Here is a 20279-nt window from a genome sequence, read left to right on the forward strand (position 1 = left end):
GGTCGGTGGTGTCAGAGGGCTTCTGGGCACGACGGGACTGCGGCACCGGGTGGCGGCGTGGGTACGTCGGCCATCGGGTGCCCCGGAGTGCGGGGTGGGCAGGGCGCGGGCTAGGACACGGTGACCACCGTGCTGTGCCAGCCGGTCGCACCGTCCGGGAAGGGCGCGGCGCGGGCGGCGGGCTGGAGGGCACCGGTGCCGTCGGTGGCCCGCACCTCGATGCGGTGCGTACCGGGCGGGGCCTGCCAGTCGTACGTCCACTGGCGCCACACGTCCTCGCTGACCCGGGCGGCCAAGCGCGCCTCGGCCCAGGCGCCGCCGTCCACCCTGACCTCGACCGCGTCGATGCCCCGGTGGGTCGCCCAGGCGGTGCCCGCGACGGTCACCGGCCCGGCCGCGATCCGGGCGAAGGGCTTGGGGACCTCGATCCGGGAGGCGGTCTTCACCGGGGCTCGGGCCGCCCACCGGCGCCGCACCCAGTACGGGTCGTAGGCGTCGAAGGTGGTCAGCTCCAGGTCGACCAGCCACTTGGTGGCCGAGACGTAGCCGAACAGACCGGGGACCAGCATCCGGCAGGGGAAGCCATGGGCGACCGGCAGCGCCTCGCCGCCCATGGCCACGGCGAGCAGGGCGGCGCGGCCGTCCAGCACCGCGTCCACCGGGGTGCCGATGCTCATGCCGTCCACGGAGCGGCTGACCAACTGGTCGGCGCCGCGCCGTACACCGGCCTCGCGCAGCAGCCCGGCCAGCGGGGCGCCGATCCAGCGGGCGGTGCCGGCATAGGGGCCGCCGACCTCGTTGGAGACGCAGGAGAGCGTCTGGTCGTGCTCCTCCAGGGTCCGGCCCAGCAGATCGTCGAAGGTCAGCTCGACCGGGTGGTCGACCATGCCGTGGATGCGCAGCGTCCAGTCGCGCGGGTCGACCTGCGGGAGCACCAGGGCGGTGTCGACCCGGTAGAAGTCGGCGGCGGGGGTGAGGAACGGGGACAGGCCGGGCACCCGGGGGCGGGCGGCGAGGGGTACGGCGGGGGCGCGCCGGGCGGGGGCGGGGATGCGGACGGCGGCCCGCGCCGCGCCGGTGTCGTAGCGGCGGGCGCTGAGGGCGCGGCCGCCGAGGCCGGTACCGGCGGCCAGCAGCGCGGTGCCGCCGGCGGTGCGGACGAAGCTGCGCCGACCGGGGGTGTGCTGGTGCGGGGTGTGCGGGTGCGGGGTGTGCGGGTCAGGGATGTGCGGGTCGGCTGCGGTGGGGTGGGGGACGCGCAGGGTACGGACCAGCAGCAGCAAGGCGGCGGCGCCGACGAGGGCGGCGGCCAGGGAGGGGACGGTGTCGGCCGCGACCGCCGTCGGGCGGGCGGCCGCCGCCCAGGCGCCCACCGCGCCGAACCCGGCGAACAGCAGCGGACCGGTCCTCGGGTGGCGCAGCGCGGCGAACCCGGCCGCAAGGGCGATCAGGGTGAGGACCGAGTAGATGCCGCCGAGCAGCACCAGCTTGTCGTGGGTGCCGAACGTCCGGACCGCGTACTCCTTGAGCGGGGTCGGGGTGAGGTCGATGGCCTGGGAGCCGACCGCGATCACCGGCGAGGACCGGGGGCCGGTGAAGGCGGCGACGGCCTCGCCCGCGCCGAGGGCGGCGGCGGCCGACAGCAGGCCGACGAGAGCGCCGGAGCCCGCACGGGCAGCGCGGCGCCGGATCGCCGGGCGGCTGCTGGGCGGTGCCTGGTGCTCACGGATCGCGGTCATGGCCTGCATTCGGAGCCATGGGCGTCACGGTTGGGCCCTGGTTCGGAAGTCATCCATCCGAGTGGCCTGGGCGGCGCGGTGGCGCGGCGTCGGCATTCTTGTCGGGCGTGCGTGGTACAGCGCTTGAATGCGACTGGTACCGGTGCTGGACCGCGTCGACCCCGAGCGGCCGAGCCGCCTTTGGTCGGCGGCGCTCGGCTGTGCGGCGGGTGCGCCGGAGCCGCCGGGTCCGAGCCTGCCGGACCCTTCGGAGCGGTGGCCGGAGCCGCTGCTTCAGCGAGTGCCGGCGTTGCACCTGGTGAGGCTGGGCGCCCGGGTGGTGCGTGAGCCGTGCCTCGAAGCCGGGCGGTGGGCGCAGGTGCTCCCCGGACCGCAGGGCAATCAGCAGTGCATGGCGGCGGCCGGTGGTCGTGGCCCGGCCCGCTGAGCGGCGCCCGCTACCGGGCGTCGGCGGCGGGCGCTTCGGCGGGGTGCCCGTCGGGCCGGGCATCCGCTGCGGCCGGGCCGCCCGTTCTGGTGTGGCTGTCTCCGGGGTGGCTGTCTTCGGGGTAGTTGTCCGGGGCGGCGGCGGCTTGGAAGGCGCCCAGGGCGAGGCGGTGCAGCAGTGCCGCCATGGCGGGGCGGTCGAGGGACGGCTGGACGCCGCGCTGGCCCGCGCTGTGCGGGGTGGAGTTGAGCAGTCCGAAGACGGCGTGCACGGCGGCGCGGGCGCCGGGCTCGGCGGCGAGGGCCGAGGGCGCGGGGAAGGCACGGCGGACGACGTCCACCCAGAGTTCGACATAGCCGCGCTGGAGGCGGCGGACGCGGTGGCGGTCCTCGTCCCTGAGGTGCAGCAACTCCCGGTCGTGCAGGGTGATCAGGTCCTGGTCGTCCAGCGCGAAGTCGATGTGGCCGAGGATCAGGGCGTCCAGCGCCTCGCCGGCGGCGGCCGTCTCCTGGACCCGCCGCCGGCCCTCACCGAGCAGGCGCTCGCTGATGCCCACCAGCAGGTCGGCCAGCATGGCGTCCTTGCCGGCGAAGTGCCGGTAGAGGCCGGGGCCGCTGATGCCGACGGCCCGGCCGATCTCGTCCACGCCCACGCCGAGGAAGCCACGAGCGGCGAACAGCCGGGCGGCCTCGCGGCGGATCTGGTCGCGGCGCGGCGTCGCGGCGGGGGCATCGGCGTTAGACATGCCACCGATCCTAGACAGTCCGGTTATCGATGGTTAACCTGGGCACCTGAAGTTAACGCTGACTAACATCGCTGGAGCGGTGGGCCGGATTGCCTTCCGCGCCGCCCGGTTCAGGGGCAAAGGAGCTCTTGGGCATGGCCATCCCCTCGTACGCCGCCGCACCGCCGACCTGGGCCGCCGAGGCCCCGGCCCCCCGGCTGGGCACCGCAGCCGATCCCGGCTCCGCCACCTTCCTGGCCAACACCGAGGCGCACACCGCGCTGGTCGGTGAGCTGCGGCGCAAGCTGGCCGCCGCCGCGCTCGGCGGCGGCGAGCGCGCCCGGCAGCGCCACACCGCACGCGGCAAGCTGCTGCCGCGCGACCGGGTGGACACCCTCCTCGACCCGGGCTCGCCCTTCCTGGAGCTGAGCCCGCTGGCCGCCGACGGGATGTACGACGGCGCCGCACCGGCGGCCGGAGTGGTCGCCGGGGTCGGTCGGGTGGCCGGGCGCGAGGTGGTGGTGGTCGCCAACGACGCCACCGTCAAGGGCGGCACCTACTACCCGATGACCGTCAAGAAGCACCTCCGGGCACAGGAGGTGGCCCTCGACAACCGGCTGCCCTGCCTCTACCTGGTGGACTCCGGCGGGGCGTTCCTGCCCATGCAGGACGAGGTCTTCCCCGACCGCGACCACTTCGGGCGGATCTTCTACAACCAGGCGCGGCTGTCCGCCGCGGGGATCCCGCAGATCGCCGCCGTCCTGGGGTCCTGCACGGCGGGCGGGGCGTATGTCCCGGCGATGAGCGATCAGGCCGTGATCGTGCGCAACCAGGGGACCATCTTCCTGGGCGGCCCGCCACTGGTGAAGGCCGCCACCGGTGAGGTGGTCACCGCCGAGGAACTGGGCGGCGGCGAACTGCACTCCCGTACCTCCGGCGTCACCGACCACCTGGCCGAGGACGACGCGCATGCGCTGGCCATCGTCCGCTCCATCGTGGGCGGGCTGGGCCCGCGACCGCCACGGCCGTGGGAGGTCGCCCCGGTGGAGCGCCCGGCGGTGGACCCGGCGGGGCTGTACGGGGCCGTCCCGGTCGACCCGCGCACCCCCTATGACGTGCGCGAGGTGATCGCCCGGGTGGTGGACGGCAGCCGGTTCGCCGAGTTCAAGCCGGACTACGGCCCGACCCTGGTCACCGGCTTCGCCCGAGTGCACGGCCACCCCGTCGGGATCATCGCCAACAACGGCATCCTCTTCTCCGAGTCCGCGATGAAGGGCGCCCACTTCATCGAACTGTGCGACCAGCGCGGCATCCCCCTCCTCTTCCTGCAGAACATCTCCGGCTTCATGGTCGGGCGGCAGTACGAGGCCGGCGGCATCGCCAAGCACGGCGCCAAGATGGTGACCGCGGTGGCCTGCACCCGGGTCCCCAAGCTGACCGTGGTGGTCGGCGGCTCGTACGGCGCCGGGAACTACTCCATGTGCGGTCGGGCCTACTCACCCCGCTTCCTGTGGATGTGGCCGGGAGCCAAGATCTCGGTCATGGGCGGCGAACAGGCCGCCTCCGTGCTCGCCACCGTCCGCCGCGACCAGTTGGAGGCCCAGGGCACCGACTGGTCCGCCGAGGCGGAGGAGGAGTTCAAGCGGCCGGTCCGCGAGCAGTACGAGCAGCAGGGCAACGCCTACTACGCCACCGCCCGGCTCTGGGACGACGGCGTCATCGACCCGATGGACACCCGCACGGTGGTCGGCCTCGCCCTCACCGCCTGCGCCAACGCGCCGCTCGCCGAGCCGCGCCCCTACGGCGTCTTCCGGATGTGACCACGGATATGACGGACCGTCAGCCTGCCTTTCCCGTGACCGGAGGAGCACCTCCCATGTTCGACACCGTCCTGGTCGCCAACCGCGGCGAGATCGCCGTCCGGGTGATCCGCACCCTGCGGCGGCTCGGCGTCCGCTCGGTCGCCGTGTACAGCGACGCCGACGCCGACGCGCTGCATGTGCGCGAGGCCGACACCGCCGTGCGGCTCGGGCCGCCGGACCGGACCGACAGCTCGGCGGCCGAGACCTATCTGCACATCGAGCGGCTGCTGGAGGCGGCCCGGCGCACCGGGGCGCAGGCCGTCCACCCGGGCTACGGCTTCCTGGCTGAGAACGCCGCCTTCGCCGGTGCCTGCGCCGACGCCGGCCTGTCCTTCATCGGTCCTCCTCCCTCCGCGATCGAGCTGATGGGTGACAAGGTCAACGCCAAGGAGGCGGTACGGGCGGCGGGCGTGCCCGTCGTCCCCGGCAGCCGTGCGGCTGCCCGCAGCGACGCCGACCTCGCCGCCGCAGCCACCGAGATCGGCTTCCCGGTGCTGCTCAAGCCCTCGGCGGGCGGCGGCGGCAAGGGCATGCGGCTGGTACGCGACCCGGCCGCGCTGCCAGAGGAGATCGCCGCCGCCCGACGCGAGGCCAGGACCGCCTTCGGTGACGACACACTCCTGGTGGAGCGCTGGGTCGACCGCCCGCGCCACATCGAGGTGCAGGTGCTCGCCGACGCCCACGGCACCACCGTGCACCTGGGCGAGCGCGAGTGCAGCCTCCAGCGGCGCCACCAGAAGCTGATCGAGGAGGCCCCCTCCGTCCTCCTCGACGCGGACACCCGTGCCGCGATGGGCGCCGCCGCCGTCCGCGCGGCCGAGGCGTGCGGCTACACCGGGGCGGGCACAGTGGAGTTCATCGTGCCCGGCGGCGACCCGGCCGCCTACTACTTCATGGAGATGAACACCCGTCTCCAGGTGGAGCACCCGGTCACCGAGCTGGCCGCCACCGTACGCGGTCTGGACAGCCCGGCCGGCCCCGGGCGACCGGACCTGGTCGAGTGGCAGTTGCGCATCGCCGCCGGTGAACCCCTCCCCGTCACCCAGTCCGACATCTCCTTCCACGGTCATGCGATCGAGGCGCGGATCTGCGCCGAGGACCCCGCTCGCGGCTTCCTGCCGACCGGCGGCCGCGTCCTGCTGCTGCACGAGCCGACCGGAGAGGGCGTCCGGGTTGATTCCGGACTCACCCCGGACACCCTCGTCGGCAGCACCTATGACCCCATGCTCGCCAAGATCATCGCCTATGGCCCCGACCGGTCGACGGCTCTGCGAAGGCTGCGCGCCGCCCTCGCGGAGACCCGAATCCTCGGCGTGACCACCAATACCGGCTTCCTGCGCCGGCTCCTCACGCATCCCGACGTGGTTGCAGGCGAACTCGACACCGGCCTGGTCGAGCGCACCGTCCAGCAGACCCCCGAACTCCTGGCATCCCCGCTCGCCGCCGCCGACGCACCCGCCGACGACCCATCCCCTGAGGGCTCTCCCGCAGCCCCGCTCCCCCACGCCGTGCTCTGTGCCGCAGCTCTCGCCCGGCACTTGGACCTGACCCCGGCCCCCGCCCCCGGCGGCTGGACCGATCCCTTCTCCCTCCCCTCCGGCTGGCGGCTGGGCGGCGAACCCGCCTGGACCGTCCACCGGTTGCGCACCCCGGGTGGCGCACCGGTGGAGGTACGGGTGCGGCCTGCCTCCGCAGACGACCTCGCCTCCACAATCAACGTAGCGGCGACCACTGACAACGGCCCCCGCGACGCCGCCCGGCTGGAGGTCCGCTGCGGTGCCGGGCCGGTGCGCACCGCACGGGTCACCCGGCACGCCGACCGCCTGGACCTCACTCTCGACGGCGTCCGGCACAGCTTCACACACGCCACCGACAACGCCCCGCACGGCGCCGCCGCAGGCCCGGTGACCTGGCTCGGCCTGGACGGCGACACCTGGGCGCTGCTGCCGTACGACCCGGTCGCGGAGCGCGCCGAAGGCGGCGGCCCCGGCGCCCACCACGGCACCCTCACCGCCCCCATGCCGGGGACGGTCACGGTGGTGAAGACAGCCGTCGGCGAGCGGGTCCGCAAGGGACAGCCGCTGCTGGTCCTGGAGGCGATGAAGATGGAGCACGTGATCGCCGCGCCGCACGACGGCACGGTGGAGCAGCTGCGCGCGGTATCGGGCGCCGGGGTCGCCATGGACGAGGTGCTGGCCGTGGTCAGCGCGGGTGACGGCGGCGAGGCGGCCGGCGCCGGGGTCGACGCGGCGGAGGTGGCCCGATGACCGGCTCCGTCCTCTCGCTCGGGCTGCCCGCGCCCGTGCCGCTGCCGGGGCTGCCGCAGCGGGTGCGCATTCACGAGGTGGGGGCCCGCGACGGGTTGCAGAACGAGTCCCGGCCGCTGCCGGTCGAGGTGAAGGCGGAGTTCGTCGCCCGGCTGGCGGCGGCCGGGCTGCGGACCGTGGAGGCGACCAGCTTCGTACGCCCCGAGTGGGTGCCGCAGCTGGCCGACGCCGAGCAGCTGATGCCGCTGCTGGCGGACCTGCCGGGTCGGTACCCGGGCCTGCGGCTGCCGGTGCTGGTACCCAATGAGCGCGGTCTGGACCGGGCGCTGGACCACGGCGTCACCGACATCGCGGTCTTCGCCAGCGCCACCGAGACCTTCGCCCGCCGCAACCTCAACCGCTCGCTCGCGGAGTCGCTGGAGATGTTCGCGCCGGTGGTGGCGCGCGCGACGGCGGGGGGCGTACGGGTGCGCGGCTATCTGTCGATGTGCTTCGGTGACCCCTGGGAGGGCCCGGTCCCTCCGGCCCAGGTGGTGGAGGTCGGCCGGCGGCTGCTGGAGCTGGGCTGCGACGAATTGAGCCTCGGCGACACCATCGGGGTGGCCACTCCGGGCCAGGTCACGGCCGTGCTGGCAGCGCTGGACCAGGCCGGCGTGGGGCCGCAGCGGCTGGCCGTGCACTTCCACGACACCTACGGCCAGGCGCTGGCCAACACGCTGGCCGCGTTGCGGCACGGCGTGGCGACCGTGGACGCCTCGGCGGGCGGCCTGGGCGGCTGCCCGTACGCGAAGAGCGCCACCGGGAACCTCGCCACCGAGGACCTGGTGTGGATGCTGCACGGGCTCGGCATAGAGACCGGCGTCGACCTCGCGGCCCTGGCCGCCACCAGCGGCTGGCTGGCCGGACACCTCGGCCGCCCCAGCCCGTCCCGGACGGTGCGCGCGCTGACCGGCGGCTGACCCGGAACCGGCCCGCCGGGCGGCGACCCCGCCCCGGCCGTCCTCTCGTCCCTCACCACCCTCCAGAGGCCCAGGAGCACACCATGCTCGACCACCGGCTCGACGCCGAGTACGAGGACCTGCGGCGCACCGTCGCGGAGTTCGCCAACGACGTCGTCGCTCCCAAGATCGGCGACTACTACGAGCACGACGAGTTCCCGTACGAGATCGTCCGGGAGATGGGGCGGATGGGCCTGTTCGGGCTGCCGTTCCCGGAGGAGTACGGCGGCATGGGCGGCGACTACTTCGCGCTCTGCCTGGCCCTGGAGGAGCTCGCCCGGGTGGACTCCTCGGTGGCCATCACGCTGGAGGCCGGGGTGTCGCTGGGGGCGATGCCGATCTACCGGTTCGGCACCGAGGAGCAGAAGCGGGAGTGGCTGCCCAGGCTGTGTGCGGGCGAGCTGCTGGGCGCCTTCGGTCTGACCGAGCCGGAGGGCGGTTCGGACGCCGGTGCGACCAGGACCACGGCCCGGCTGGACGAGGAGACCGGGGAATGGGTGATCAACGGCACCAAGTGCTTCATCACCAACTCCGGGACGGAGATCACCGGTCTGGTCACCGTCACCGCCCTCACCGAACCGACCACTCGTTCGAGTGATGCGGCCGGGAAACCCTCGACGCGGCCGGTGATCTCCTCCATCATCGTGCCTGCCGGCACCCCCGGCTTCACCGTGTCGAAGAAGTACTCCAAGGTCGGCTGGAACGCCTCGGACACCCGGGAGCTTTCCTTCACCGACTGCCGTGTCCCGGCCGCCAACCTGCTCGGCGAGCCCGGCCGCGGTTATGCCCAGTTCCTCCGCATCCTCGACGAGGGGCGGATCGCCATCGCCGCCCTGGCCACCGGCCTGGCTCAGGGCTGTGTCGACCAGTCCCTGCTGTACGCCGCGCAGCGGCATGCCTTCGGCCGTGCCATCGGCGCCAACCAGGCCATCCAGTTCAAGATCGCGGACATGGAGATGCGCGCGCACACCTCCCGGCTGGCCTGGCGTGACGCCGCGTCACGCCTGCTGCACGGCGAGCCGTTCAAGAAGGAGGCGGCCATCGCCAAGCTGCACTCCTCGGACGCCGCGGTGGTCAACGCCCGGGAGGCCACCCAGGTGCACGGTGGCTACGGCTTCATGAACGAGTTCCCGGTGGCGCGCTTCTGGCGGGACTGCAAGATCCTGGAGATCGGGGAGGGCACCTCCGAGGTCCAGCGCATGCTGATCGCCAGGGAGCTGGGCATGGTCTCCTGACGGACCGGCCCCACGGTCAGGGGATGACGACGACCGGGCGGTTGGCCCGACGGGCCAGCCGTCCGGACACCGAGCCGAAGAGCTTGCCGATCAGGCCGTGCGTACTGCCCACGACGATGGCGTCGGCGGCGTACTCCCGGCCGACCTCCTCCAGCTCGTGGCAGATGTCGCCGCCGCGCTCCACCAGGATCCACGGCACATCGGCCAGGTAGTCGGCGCAGGCCAGCTCCAGGCCGAGCACCTCGGTCCGGTGGTCGGGCACGTCGACGAAGACCGGCGGCTCGCAGCCGGCCCACACGGTGGTCGGCAGCCGGTTGGCGACATGCACGATCACCAGCCCGCAGCTGGAGCGGCGGGCCATGCCGACGGCGTACGCGAGCGCGCGCTCGCTGGAGAGCGAACCGTCGAAGCCGACCACCACCCCGTGCTGGAAGACGGGATCGCACGCCCGCACCAGCTGCGGCTCGCCCTGCGGCGCGGGCAGACGCGGCTGGAGCGCGGACTTCGGCTTGGGCTTCGCCCGGTGTCTGCGCGGCTCTGCGGAGGAGGACTCTCCGGCGGAAGCGGAAGGCCCGGTCGGCCGAGCGGCGGGGGCGCCGTCGGCGGGCTCAGTGGGCTCGTAACCGGCCATGGCTCTGGATTCTCGGCGAGAGGGGATACGGCGGAAGGAGGACGTCAGCGGGTGGGTTTCGGGGCATCACATGGGGCCTACCGGCCGGTGCGGAGGACCGGGGAGCAGCCTGGGTGGCCTCTTCCTTCCAGGGTACGGCGACAGGGCGTTCCCGCCCAGGTGCGGAGCGCAGGGACGCCGCAGATACCCACGTAAGAGCGACGCGCACGACCCCATGCGCGCGCTCCCACTGCGGGCGGGCGCACGCCCCGCTCCCGGAGGTTCCCTGGAGGATGCCGGAGCCTGGCCGGAAGCGCAACAGGGCGCGAGCACAGGGTGACGCCGTGATTGCGGACGGCTCCGCCCAGCGGAGCCGCCGGGCGGGGCCGGTGGGCCCACCAGACCGCCCCGCGCCGCCCCGCGCGCCGTCGCGGCAGACGCGGGACCCGGCCCCCGGACCGGATTCCGGCCATGCGACACGGGCTTCGGACGACCTGTGGCAATTGCCAGATGCATGGGCCCCAGCGCTGGCAGCATGCAGCGCATGCCGCTGCTGCTGATGGACCTCGACAACACGCTCCTCCCTCGGGATGCCGCGTTCCGCGGCTGGGCACGGGACTTCCTGGCCGAGCACCGCCTGCCGCCGCAGGACCTCGACTGGCTCAGCACCCTGGACGGCAGCGGCTTCGTCCCCCGCTCCACCGTCCTCGGCGCCGTGCGCCGGCGGTACGGCCTCAACGCCGGCCTGGACGCCCTGCTCACCCACTACCGCCGGGGCATCAGCGCCCACATCCGGTGCCCCGCGTCCCATGTCGCCGCCCTGCGGGCCGCCCGCGCGGCCGGCTGGACGCTGGGCATCGTCAGCAACGGCGGCACCCTCCCCCAACTGGACAAGATCCGCCGTACCGGTCTCGCCGCCCTGGTCGACGGCTGGGTGATCTCCGAGGAGGCCCGCTGCGCGAAGCCCGACCCGGAGATCTTCCGGATCGCCGCCCACCGCTGCGGCGTACCCACCACCGGCTCCTGGACCGCCCGTACCTGGATGGTCGGCGACCACGCACCCGCCGACATCGCCGGCGCCCGGCTCAGCGGCCTGCACAGCGTCTGGCTGCACCACGGCCGACCCTGGCCCGAACCGGGCTACCGCCCGACCCTCGCCGTACGCGGCCTCCCCGAGGCCATCAGCCTGATCCTGCGGACCAGGACCACCCCCGTGCCCGCCGCCGCGACCGCCCCCGCGCAGGGCACGCTCTCCCCGCACCCGCCGGTCCGCTCAAGCGCCCCGCTCCCCTCGGGCGCACCGGCCCGCACCCGCTTCGTCGCTCCGGCGGTGCGACCGGGCCGCAGCGGGGCAGCAGCCGTGCACAGCACATCGGCCGCCCACCGGGCGGCGGCCGCAGGCGTCACCGGCTGACACGCCACCAGCGGGAGAGCGCCTGCTCGGCGAAGCCCAGCCGCCGGTAGAGCGGTTCCCCGAACAGGGTGGCGGTGAGCGTCGCCCTGCTGTCCGGATGCGCCGTCAGCACCGCCGAGACCAACGTCCGGGCCACCCCCCGCGAGCGGTGTTCGGGGAGCGTCGCCACCCAGTACAGGCCGACCGCCGAGCCGTCGTCGTAGCTGACGCACCCCCCGGCCGGCGCCCCGTCCCGCCAGGCCGCCCAGGCCCGCCAGCCGTCCACCCCGAGCAGCACCGGGGGCAGCAGCGAACCGCGCCGCCAGGGCAGCCGGGCAGCCAGCGGGAAGCCCTCCACCACGGCCCGCTCGACCACCGCCAGCCCGTCGCCGTCCAGCGCCTCGGACACCACCACGAGCCCCGCCCCCGCCGCCCGAGGCTCCCCCGGCGAGCCCTCCCGCCGCTCCCGCTCCGCCACCGGACCGGCCTCCCGTACCATCACCGCCTGCGGCAGGGAGGCTTCACCGCCGAATCGGGTCAAATCCAGCCCGCAGTAGGGGTCTTCGAGGCACAGTTGACGGGTGTCCCACTCCCGGAACAGCCCCGCCAGCTCCTCCTCCAGCGCCGCCGGGTCCGCATACGGCCGGGTGACCACCACCCGGTGGTCGTCCGCGCCGCGCACCGCCGTCCACCCGGCCGTCCGGCGGACCTGCCAACCCAGCGCCCCCGCCTGGGCCGCCCAGTGGGCGGCCGCGTTGTCGTGGGCGGTCTCGGCGTCGCCGCGCTGCTCCATTCCGCAGACCCTAGCCGGGTGCCGCCGGCGAAGCCGACGGGTATCCGGTCAATGGCCGGAGTACGCCGGCAGCGGGCGCGCTCCCCGTCGCGCCGGAGCGCCGGGCGCCGCAGCCGCGCCGCGCGGGCTCGCAGCCGCCGCCTGTCGGCGCTGCTCAGGTTCGCTGTGGCCCGTCGGAGGGAGCGCGCCCGCGCGGGCGCGCAATCGAACTACCGTCGGCGGCGTCCCGCAACGCTGGTTTTCAGTCAACTTCACCACCTGGCAAGGGCATTGGGCATATACGCTGTCCACACCCGAGCGCCCCGGGATTGCGCCCCCCTTAGCGCCCCGTGCGCCGTGTGACAACCAGCCACCCGCCCTCATGCCCCCTTCCCAGCGGGGTCGACGGGTGCCACGCTTCGTGATCGAATGCATCACGCCAAATTGCCATGTCGACATAGCGTCGGATGCGGAATTTGTCACAACGGCCGAGCCGAACCCAGTAGATTCGATCTTGGCTAGCCTCGGGGGAGCGAGCAGTGTTGGAGCAGTACAGGGACGGGCAGTCATGACACCGCGGACCCAGGCAGCAGGGCGAGGCGCCGCCGAGCGCCTCCCAGGCATGCCCCGGGGCCGTGGCCACCGGCGTCCGCGAGCCACACGACCTAGGGGGGCTTGAGCGCCTTGAGCAGGGTGAGCAGGAGCGGCGCAGTGCAGGACGGTGCCGGCGCCCCGTCCCGCCCCCCGGGTGGTGACCCGAGAGCCGCCGGCGCGCCCCATCCGGGTCCGCCCACCGCGGCCACCGGTGCTGCCGCACCGTCTCCGGGCGCCGTCGGCCCCGCTCCCACCGCCGCCCCGGCCACTCCCGCCGCCACCTCCGGCGGCGCTCCGGCGCCCTCCCCCGGCGCGTTCCGCAAGCTCTCCGGGCGCCGCCGCCGGGAGACCGTGGCGGTGCTGATCTTCGGCGGTGCGCCGATCTTCGAGAGCTCCATCCCGCTCTCCGTCTTCGGCGTGGACCGCCAGGACGCCGGGGTCCCCCGCTACCGGCTGCTGGTCTGCGCGGGCGAGGACGGCCCGCTGTCCACCACCGGCGGGCTGACCCTGACGGCACCGTACGGCCTTGACGCCCTCGCCCGCGCCGGCACCATCGTCGTCCCCGCCTGGCGCTCCATCGCCCAGGCGCCGCCGGTCGAGGCCATCGCCGCGCTGCGCAAGGCCCATCAGGAGGGCGCCAGGATCATCGGCCTGTGCACCGGCGCCTTCGTGCTGGCCGCCGCCGGCCTGCTGGACGGCCGCCCGGCCACCACGCACTGGATGTACGCACCGACCCTCGCCAAGCGCTACCCCCGGGTGCACGTCGACCCCCGGGAGCTCTTCGTGGACGACGGTGACGTCCTCACCTCCGCCGGTACGGCCGCCGGGATCGACCTCTGCCTGCACGTGGTCCGCACCGACCACGGCGCCGAGGCCGCCAACGCGCTGGCCCGGCGGCTGGTCGTACCGGCCCGCCGCCCCGGTGGGCAGGCCCAGTACATCGACAGGTCTTTACCTGAGGAGATCGGCAACGACCCGCTCGCCGAGGTCGTGACCTGGGCACTGGAGAACCTCAACCAGCAGTTCGACGTGGAGGCTCTGGCGGCCCGCGCCTATATGAGCCGGCGCACCTTCGACCGGCGCTTCCGGTCGCTGACCGGCAGTGCTCCGCTCCAGTGGCTGATCACCCAGCGGGTGCTCCAGGCCCAGCGGCTGCTGGAGACCTCGGACCTGTCCGTGGACGAGGTGGCCCGCCGGTGCGGCTTCCGCTCGCCGGTGGCGCTGCGCGGTCACTTCCGGCGCCAGTTGGGGGTCTCGCCCGCCGTGTACCGGACCAACTTCCGGTCCCGGCGGCCGCAGCCGCCCGCCGTCGTGCCCGCCCAGGCCCAGCCGGGCGGCGGCTTCGCCGTGCAGGGCGGCGCGGCGGTGGACCGGTCCGGCCGATCGGGGCCGATGTCCGCGCTGCCGGACCACGCGGCCGCCGATGACGGCCGTCCGCAGCCGGGCGCACGCGGGCGCGGCCACCGGACGGACCGATCGGACCGTACCGAGCGCGGCGACGGCCAGGAGCAGGCGGCAGCCGGTTCCCGGGCGGCCGACTCCCGACGTGGGCGCGCGATGCCCGGTCAGCGTGATCGCGCCGTAGGGTGAGACATGTGAACGACCGGATGGTATGGATCGACTGTGAGATGACGGGCCTCGACCTCGTCCAGGATGCCCTGGTCGAGGTCGCGGCGCTGGTCACCGACTCCGAACTCAACATCCTCGGCGACGGCGTGGACATCGTGATCCGCCCGCCGGCCGAGACGCTGCTGACCATGCCCGAGGTGGTGCGTCAGATGCACACCGCCTCGGGCCTGCTCGACCAGCTGGAGTCCGGGGTAACGCTGGCCGAGGCCGAGGCGAGGGTGCTGGCCTACGTCCGCGAGCATGTCCCCGAGGCCGGCAAGGCCCCGCTGTGCGGCAACTCGGTGGCCACCGACCGGGGCTTCCTGGCCCGGGACATGCCGGCGCTCGAGGGGCACCTGCACTACCGGATCGTGGACGTCTCCTCGATCAAGGAGCTGGCCCGCCGGTGGTACCCCAGGGCGTACTACAACAGCCCCGAGAAGAACGGGAACCACCGCGCGCTGGCCGACATCCGGGAGAGCATCGCGGAGCTGCGCTACTACCGCGAGGCGGTGTTCGTGCCGCAGCCGGGGCCGGACAGCGACACCGCGCGGGCCATCGCCGCCAAGCACGTGCTGCCGCCCTCCTGACCTGCCGCCGGTTCGGTGCGACACCCGGCCCCGGCCGCCTGAATCCTGGCACGAGCACCCCGGCGCATCCTGTAGAGTTATCCGCGTCGGAGCGGGTGACGCACCGAACAGATGGTGGGCGTAGCTCAGCTGGTAGAGCGCCGGGTTGTGGTCCCGGAGGTCGCGGGTTCGAGCCCCGTCGCTCACCCCACCAGAGAAGGCCCCTGACCAGGACGAATGGTCGGGGGCCTCTCTCATGCCCGGAGTTCGGCCGCACCGTGTCATCCGCAAGCGGCCCTCGGCGCGCGCCTTCCCTGTGCCCCTCTTGCCGCACACCCTTACTGGGCACACCCCTGACCCTGTCGGCCGGGCGAACCTCCGGGTACGCAGCCGCACCCCGGCAGCCGCCCTACTCCGGCGGCCCGTTGTGCCGCGCCCGGCCCTGGGTCGGCGCCCAGGCCGAGGCACCGGCCCAGTCCCCCGGCGGCGGCCCGACATCCGCCGGAACCGCGGCCTCGCCGGACCCGAGGTCCGCAGTGGGCTCCATGTCCGCGGCAGGCCCGAGGTCCGCAGCAGGCCCGGAGCCGGCCGGTGCGGAGGCAGCCGGTGCGGAGGCGGGGCCACCGCCCAGCACATCGCCCTCCGCCGCAGCGGAGGAGCTGTTGCTCTCCATGAACCGCAGCAACTCCACCGGGAAGGGCAGCACCAGCGTGGAGTTCTTCTCCGCCGCCACCTCGACCACCGTCTGCAGCAGCCGCAGCTGCAACGCCGCCGGGGTGTGCGACATGATCTGCGCCGCGTCGGACAGCCGCTGCGACGCCTGGTACTCGCCGTCCGCCGTGATGATCCGCGCCCGGCGCTCCCGGTCCGCCTCGGCCTGGCGGGCCATCGACCGCTTCATCGACTCGGGCAGCGCGACATCCTTGATCTCCACCCGGTCGATGTGCACCCCCCACTCCAGCGCCGGACTGTCGATCATCAGCGCCAGCCCCTTGTTGAGCTCCTCGCGGTTGGACAGCAGGTCGTCCAGCTCGCTCTTGCCGATGATCGACCGCAGTGAGGTCTGGGCGACCTGGAGCATGGCGAACATGTAGTCCTGCACATTGACCGTGACCCGCACCGGGTCCACCACCCGGAAGTAGATCACCGCGTCCACCCGCACGGTCACGTTGTCCCGGGTGATGCCCTCCTGGGCGGGCACCGGCATCGTCACGATCTGCATATTGACCTTGCGCAGCCGGTCGGCGACGGGCAGCAACAGCCGCAACCCCGGCGCGCGCACCACCTCGTGCACCCGTCCGAAGCGGAACACCACGCCCCGCTCGAACTGCTGGACCACCCGTACGCCCATCATGGCCCACAGGGCCATGGCGCAGAGCACCCCGATCAGCACATCCACGGCCAGCATCACGGGCCTCCGTCTCCGCCCGCCCCGCAGGGTGGACCACCAGCCTGACTGACGGCTCCACCACCCACGCTACGCCGCCGCCGACCGGTGGCGGAAAGACCGCCCCCCGCTTCGGCTCCCGGGCGCCCGCCTCACCCCTCCGGGGGCAGCACATGGAGCCCGAGGGCGGCCAGCAGGGCGGTGGCCTGGGTCACCGAGACGAAAGCGCCGCGCAGCGCCACCAGATCCTCCGGACCCGGTGCGCCCAGGTCCGCACCCCGCAGGTCGGCACCGGCGAACCGGGCGCCGCGCAGCTCGGCCTCGGCCAGCCGGCAGCCGTCCAGCACGGCCTCGGAGAAGTCGCAGCCGCTGAGGTCGGCCTCGGTGAAGTTGTTCCGCTCCAGCAGCCGGCCGCGGAAGTCCAGCCCCGACAGCTGGGCCAGGCCGAGATGGCAGCGGGCCAGGGTGTAGCCGATGCCCCGGCAGCCCTTGAGTCGCACGCCGACCATCCGGCAGTCCTCGAACCGGGTGCCGGCCAGCAGCGCGCCCGCCCAGGTCGAGTTGGCCAGGTCGGTGCCGCTGAAGGTGGCGTCGGTGAGATCCGCGTCGGTGCCCTTGGCGAAGGCCGCGCTGCCGCCCTGGAAGCGGGCCTGCTCCAGCAGCGCCCCGCCCAGGTCGGCCCGGTCCAGCACGCAGTCGGTGAAGACGGCCTCGGGCAGCAGGGCGCGCCGCAGATTCGCTTCGGTGAAGGTGCACTTGGTGAAGGTGTACGGCGAGGTGGGCCCGCGCAGGGCGGCGCGCAGGTCCTGCCCACTGAAGTCCACCCCGGTGAGCTCGCGGTGCTCGGCCAGCAGCGCCACCGCGTCATCGCCGGAGCACGGTGCGGAGGGACGCGGTGCGGAGGGAGGGGTCTCGGTCACCGGCCCACCGTCTCACGCCCCACTGACAACCCCGGCCGGACCATCCCGGCGGACCATCCCGGCGGACCACCCCGGCCGGGCGACCTCGGCGTGACACCCCCCACCGGGCGCGACCCACCGCCGGGCCCGGCCACCGCCCCGGGGCCGTACGGTCCCGTACGGCCCCGGACCCGGCCGCCCCCCTCAGGCCGAAGCCCGCACCACCAGCTCGGTCGCCAGCACCACCTGCCGCCGCGCGCGCCCCTGCTCGGAGATCTCCTCCAGCAGCAGCCGGGCCATGGTGCGGCCCATCTCCTCGATCGGCTGCCGGACGCTGGTCATCGGCGGGTCGGTGTGCCGGGCCACGATGGAGTCGTCGAACCCGACCATCGCCACATCGCCCGGCACCCGCCGCCCGTTCTCGCGCAGCACCTGGAGCGCGCCGGCGGCCATCACATCGGAGGCGCAGAACACCGCGTCCAGTCCGGGCCGCCGCTCCAGCAGCCCGCGCATCGCCTCCCGGCCGCCGGTCTCGGTGAAGTCGGCCCGGCCCACCAGGTCCTCGTCCCAGCCGAGCTCCGCCTCCTCCAGGGCCCGCCGGTAGCCGGCCAGCCGGGCTCGGGCCGGTTCCATGTCCAGCGGTCCGGTGATGGTGGCGATCTGCGTGCAGCCGCGTCGCAGCAGGTGGCGTACGGCCATCCGGGCCCCGCCAGCGTTGTCGGCGTCCACATAGGACAGCGGTTCGAGGTCGGACCGGCGGCCGACCAGCACCGACGGCATGTCCAGCCGCTCCAGCAGGTTGGGCAGCGGGTCGTCCTCGTGCACCGAGACCATCAGCACGCCGTCCACCCGGTGCGCGGTCAGATAGGTGGCCAGCCGGTCGCGCTCCTTCTTGGTGCGGACCAGAATGAGCAGCAACTGCATCTCCGTGTCCGCGAGTTCGGCGGAGACGCCCCGGATGATGTCCGAGAAGAACGGTTCGGAAAACAGCCGTGTCTCGGCCTCGGGCACCACCAGGGCGATGGAGTCCGTTCGAGAAGTGACAAGAGTCCTGGCGGCCCGGTTGGGGACATAACCGAGTTCCGCGATGGCCTGTTCCACGGCGGCGCGTGCCTTGTCGCTCACCCTTGGTGACCCGTTGATGACCCGGGAGACGGTGCCGCGGCCCACTCCGGCCAGGGCGGCCACGGCCTCCAGGGTGGGACGGGCGCCGCCTCTCACCGCAGGGCCCGCCGGACGCTGTGCGGCTTGACTCATGGTTCACCTCTCGGACTTCGGGACGCGGGCTGCGCCTCATTGTGGCCGGTTCGGGGCGGATATCGCCGCACCCTCCTGCGATCACCACCCTGAGCTGGACGTTCCCGCAGGTGGCCGGGGCTGTGCCGCCCCGGTTGGCCGGGCGGCCAGGCCATCGGCCGGACACGGTCGCGTGACTGGCAGGACACGCTCGCGCAACGGAACCGACTTCAAGTCTTGACACCCACCCCCTTCAGGCAGGAGTCTTCACGACATGCCTCGTGGGAGCGCTCCCACACACTAGCGGTGAAACGACCTCGAGGACAGCTTCAGTACAGCACGCATCTTCTGCACCACATCTTCTGCATCATCTGCTTTGCCACTTGTGAATTCGACTCGCCACCGAACCCGTACCGGCCGCCCAACCGCGGCCATGCGGGGACTCCCCGTGGCGCACCCCGGACCCACCCTGGAAATAGGAGAGTGGAATGCGCACCACTAGCAGCTCCCGCGGCACCAGAGCCGCTATCGCCGCCGCCGCGGGGCTCGCGATCTGCGCGGCCCTGGTCACCGGCTGCAGCAGCAGCAGCAGCGACAAGAGCACCAGCGACAACGCCTCGTCCGGCGCCAGCAGCAGCAGCGGCGGCGACAGCGGCGAGAAGATCACGCTGCGCATCGGCACCTTCGGCCAGTTCGGCTACGACGAGGCCGGTCTGTACAAGCAGTACGAGGCCGAGCACCCCAACATCAAGATCGTCCCGGAGAACGTCACCGACTCCGGCAAGTACTGGGACGCGCTCAAGCTCCACCTGGCCAGCGGCAGCGGCGTGGACGACATCCAGGCCATCGAGGTCGGCAACATCGCCGAGGCCACCTCGAAGCTGTACGACAAGTTCGTGGACCTGAGCAAGGCCCCGGGCGTGCAGGCCTCCAACTGGGTCTCCTACAAGTGGGCGCAGGCCACCACCACCGGCGGCCAGACCATCGGTCTGGGCACCGACGTCGGCCCGATGGCCATCTGCTACCGCACCGACCTGTTCAAGGCGGCCGGCCTGCCGACCGACCGCGACGAGGTCGGCAAGCTGTGGGCGGGCGGCTGGGACGACTACCTCAAGGTCGGCGAGAAGTTCCAGAAGAACGCGCCGGCCGGCTCCCACTTCGTGGACTCCGCGGGTGGCATCTTCAACGCCGTGGTCTCCAGCCAGCCGGAGCAGTACTCCAACGCCCAGGGCGAGCTGGTCTACGACAAGAGCGCCGGTGTGAAGCTGGCCTGGGACACCGCGGTCAAGGCCATCCAGGACGGCCTGAGCACCGGTTACCAGCAGTTCGACGACGGCGGCAACTGGGCGGGCGGCTTCAAGACCGGCAAGTTCGCCACCGTCTCCTGCCCGAGCTGGATGACCGGCACCATCCAGACCAACGCCGGTGACACCGGCAAGGGCAAGTGGGACATCGCGGCCGCGCCCGTCGCCGCCAACTGGGGCGGCTCCTTCCTCGGCGTGCCCAAGGGCGGCAAGCACGAGGAGGAGGCCATCAAGCTGGCCGTCTGGCTGACCTCCGCCACGCAGCAGGAGAAGATCTTCACCCAGTTCGGCAACATCCCCTCCACCGTTGCCGGTCTGGACAGCCCGGCCGTCCAGGACGCCAAGCTGGCGTACTTCAATGACGCCCCCACCGGCAAGATCTACGGCCAGATCGCCAAGGACACCGTCCCGGCCCCGATCGGTCCGTGGGACGGCCAGGTGAAGGACATCATCACCAAGAACGGCCTGCTGGACATCGAGCAGCACCACGTCGACCCGAAGAAGTCGTGGGACAACGTGCTGAAGCTGGTCAAGGACAAGACCGACAACTAGTCCTCGGCAGGGCCTTTGGGCCCGTCCGAAGGCTCCCAGGGTGAGGCGAGGCCGCCCGGTCGACGCACCATCGGCCGGGCGGCCCGTCCGCCTGACTTACCGC

15 protein-coding genes and 1 tRNA gene are annotated in these 20279 nt (G+C 73.3%); 9 read left to right on the top strand and 7 right to left on the bottom strand.

Annotated elements, in window-relative coordinates; translation table 11 throughout:
- Nucleotides 1–110 precede the first annotated feature (110 nt).
- Complete coding sequence (locus ACIQGZ_RS18670; protein WP_402603022.1) at nt 111–1739, bottom strand: molybdopterin-dependent oxidoreductase; 1629 nt, start codon at nt 1737–1739, stop codon at nt 111–113.
- 437 nt (nt 1740–2176) lie between these two features.
- Complete coding sequence (locus tag ACIQGZ_RS18675) at nt 2177–2911, bottom strand: TetR/AcrR family transcriptional regulator (RefSeq protein WP_402603024.1); 735 nt, start codon at nt 2909–2911, stop codon at nt 2177–2179.
- A 134-nt stretch (nt 2912–3045) separates the two neighbouring features.
- Between ACIQGZ_RS18675 and ACIQGZ_RS18680 the strand changes: the two genes are divergently transcribed.
- From ACIQGZ_RS18680 to ACIQGZ_RS18695, 4 genes are all read left to right on the top strand, one after another.
- Nucleotides 3046–4710 (top strand): carboxyl transferase domain-containing protein, encoded by a 1665-nt coding sequence (locus ACIQGZ_RS18680; RefSeq protein WP_402603026.1) that lies wholly within the window; start codon nt 3046–3048, stop codon nt 4708–4710.
- Nucleotides 4711–4766: 56 nt separating this feature from the next.
- The gene (locus ACIQGZ_RS18685) at nt 4767–7019 is read left to right on the top strand and encodes an acetyl/propionyl/methylcrotonyl-CoA carboxylase subunit alpha (RefSeq protein ID WP_402603027.1); all 2253 of its coding nucleotides are present in this window, start codon (nt 4767–4769) and stop codon (nt 7017–7019) included.
- On the top strand, nt 7016–7978 hold the full coding sequence (locus tag ACIQGZ_RS18690; RefSeq protein WP_402603029.1) for a hydroxymethylglutaryl-CoA lyase: 963 nt from the start codon (nt 7016–7018) through the stop codon (nt 7976–7978). The genes ACIQGZ_RS18685 and ACIQGZ_RS18690 overlap by 4 nt, the downstream gene beginning before the upstream one ends.
- Before the next feature lie 83 nt (nt 7979–8061).
- The gene (locus ACIQGZ_RS18695) at nt 8062–9252 is read left to right on the top strand and encodes an acyl-CoA dehydrogenase family protein (RefSeq protein ID WP_402603030.1); all 1191 of its coding nucleotides are present in this window, start codon (nt 8062–8064) and stop codon (nt 9250–9252) included.
- 16 nt (nt 9253–9268) lie between these two features.
- On the opposite strand, the gene ACIQGZ_RS18700 is transcribed toward ACIQGZ_RS18695, so the two are convergent.
- Entirely contained in the window at nt 9269–9736 is a 468-nt protein-coding gene (locus ACIQGZ_RS18700) for a universal stress protein (protein WP_402603127.1), read from the bottom strand.
- 670 nt (nt 9737–10406) lie between these two features.
- Between ACIQGZ_RS18700 and ACIQGZ_RS18705 the strand changes: the two genes are divergently transcribed.
- Nucleotides 10407–11276 (top strand): HAD family hydrolase, encoded by an 870-nt coding sequence (locus ACIQGZ_RS18705; protein WP_402603032.1) that lies wholly within the window; start codon nt 10407–10409, stop codon nt 11274–11276.
- Here the strand turns inward: ACIQGZ_RS18705 and ACIQGZ_RS18710 are convergent.
- Nucleotides 11266–12048, bottom strand: coding sequence for a GNAT family N-acetyltransferase (locus tag ACIQGZ_RS18710; RefSeq protein ID WP_402603034.1), 783 nt, complete (start codon nt 12046–12048; stop codon nt 11266–11268). The genes ACIQGZ_RS18705 and ACIQGZ_RS18710 overlap by 11 nt on opposite strands.
- 930 nt (nt 12049–12978) lie before the next feature.
- Here ACIQGZ_RS18710 and ACIQGZ_RS18715 point away from each other — a divergent pair.
- From ACIQGZ_RS18715 to ACIQGZ_RS18725, 3 genes are all read left to right on the top strand, one after another.
- Nucleotides 12979–14211: a helix-turn-helix domain-containing protein gene (locus ACIQGZ_RS18715; RefSeq protein WP_402603129.1), complete on the top strand. Its 1233-nt coding sequence runs from the start codon at nt 12979–12981 to the stop codon at nt 14209–14211.
- 5 nt (nt 14212–14216) lie between these two features.
- Nucleotides 14217–14819: an oligoribonuclease gene (orn, locus tag ACIQGZ_RS18720; RefSeq protein ID WP_402603036.1), complete on the top strand. Its 603-nt coding sequence runs from the start codon at nt 14217–14219 to the stop codon at nt 14817–14819.
- A gap of 114 nt (nt 14820–14933) precedes the next feature.
- Nucleotides 14934–15009 (top strand) — tRNA-His (locus ACIQGZ_RS18725).
- Nucleotides 15010–15207: 198 nt separating this feature from the next.
- Here the strand turns inward: ACIQGZ_RS18725 and ACIQGZ_RS18730 are convergent.
- The 3 genes from ACIQGZ_RS18730 to ACIQGZ_RS18740 all read right to left on the bottom strand — a co-directional run bounded on the left by ACIQGZ_RS18730 (nt 15208) and on the right by ACIQGZ_RS18740 (nt 18341).
- The gene (locus ACIQGZ_RS18730) at nt 15208–16206 is read right to left on the bottom strand and encodes a slipin family protein (protein ID WP_402603037.1); all 999 of its coding nucleotides are present in this window, start codon (nt 16204–16206) and stop codon (nt 15208–15210) included.
- 131 nt (nt 16207–16337) lie between these two features.
- The gene (locus ACIQGZ_RS18735; protein ID WP_402603038.1) at nt 16338–17105 is read right to left on the bottom strand and encodes a pentapeptide repeat-containing protein; all 768 of its coding nucleotides are present in this window, start codon (nt 17103–17105) and stop codon (nt 16338–16340) included.
- A 183-nt stretch (nt 17106–17288) separates the two neighbouring features.
- Complete coding sequence (locus ACIQGZ_RS18740; RefSeq protein ID WP_402603040.1) at nt 17289–18341, bottom strand: LacI family DNA-binding transcriptional regulator; 1053 nt, start codon at nt 18339–18341, stop codon at nt 17289–17291.
- A gap of 467 nt (nt 18342–18808) precedes the next feature.
- On the opposite strand from ACIQGZ_RS18740, the gene ACIQGZ_RS18745 reads away from it, so the two are divergent.
- Complete coding sequence (locus tag ACIQGZ_RS18745) at nt 18809–20176, top strand: extracellular solute-binding protein (protein WP_402603042.1); 1368 nt, start codon at nt 18809–18811, stop codon at nt 20174–20176.
- Nucleotides 20177–20279 lie beyond the last annotated feature (103 nt).

This window comes from Streptomyces sp. NPDC092296, from assembly GCF_044755465.1.
Lineage (GTDB): Bacteria > Actinomycetota > Actinomycetes > Streptomycetales > Streptomycetaceae > Peterkaempfera.

Excerpts from the sequence above, each read along its gene's own strand:
- ACIQGZ_RS18670 (WP_402603022.1), bottom strand. The coding sequence starts at position 1,739 with ATGACCGCGATCCGTGAGCACCAGGCACCGCCCAGCAGCCGCCCGGCG.
- ACIQGZ_RS18675 (WP_402603024.1), bottom strand. The coding sequence starts at position 2,911 with ATGTCTAACGCCGATGCCCCCGCCGCGACGCCGCGCCGCGACCAGATC.
- ACIQGZ_RS18680 (WP_402603026.1), top strand. The coding sequence starts at position 3,046 with ATGGCCATCCCCTCGTACGCCGCCGCACCGCCGACCTGGGCCGCCGAG.
- ACIQGZ_RS18685 (WP_402603027.1), top strand. The coding sequence starts at position 4,767 with ATGTTCGACACCGTCCTGGTCGCCAACCGCGGCGAGATCGCCGTCCGG.
- ACIQGZ_RS18690 (WP_402603029.1), top strand. The coding sequence starts at position 7,016 with ATGACCGGCTCCGTCCTCTCGCTCGGGCTGCCCGCGCCCGTGCCGCTG.
- ACIQGZ_RS18695 (WP_402603030.1), top strand. The coding sequence starts at position 8,062 with ATGCTCGACCACCGGCTCGACGCCGAGTACGAGGACCTGCGGCGCACC.
- ACIQGZ_RS18705 (WP_402603032.1), top strand. The coding sequence starts at position 10,407 with ATGCCGCTGCTGCTGATGGACCTCGACAACACGCTCCTCCCTCGGGAT.
- ACIQGZ_RS18710 (WP_402603034.1), bottom strand. The coding sequence starts at position 12,048 with ATGGAGCAGCGCGGCGACGCCGAGACCGCCCACGACAACGCGGCCGCC.
- ACIQGZ_RS18730 (WP_402603037.1), bottom strand. The coding sequence starts at position 16,206 with ATGCTGGCCGTGGATGTGCTGATCGGGGTGCTCTGCGCCATGGCCCTG.
- ACIQGZ_RS18740 (WP_402603040.1), bottom strand. The coding sequence starts at position 18,341 with ATGAGTCAAGCCGCACAGCGTCCGGCGGGCCCTGCGGTGAGAGGCGGC.
- ACIQGZ_RS18745 (WP_402603042.1), top strand. The coding sequence starts at position 18,809 with ATGCGCACCACTAGCAGCTCCCGCGGCACCAGAGCCGCTATCGCCGCC.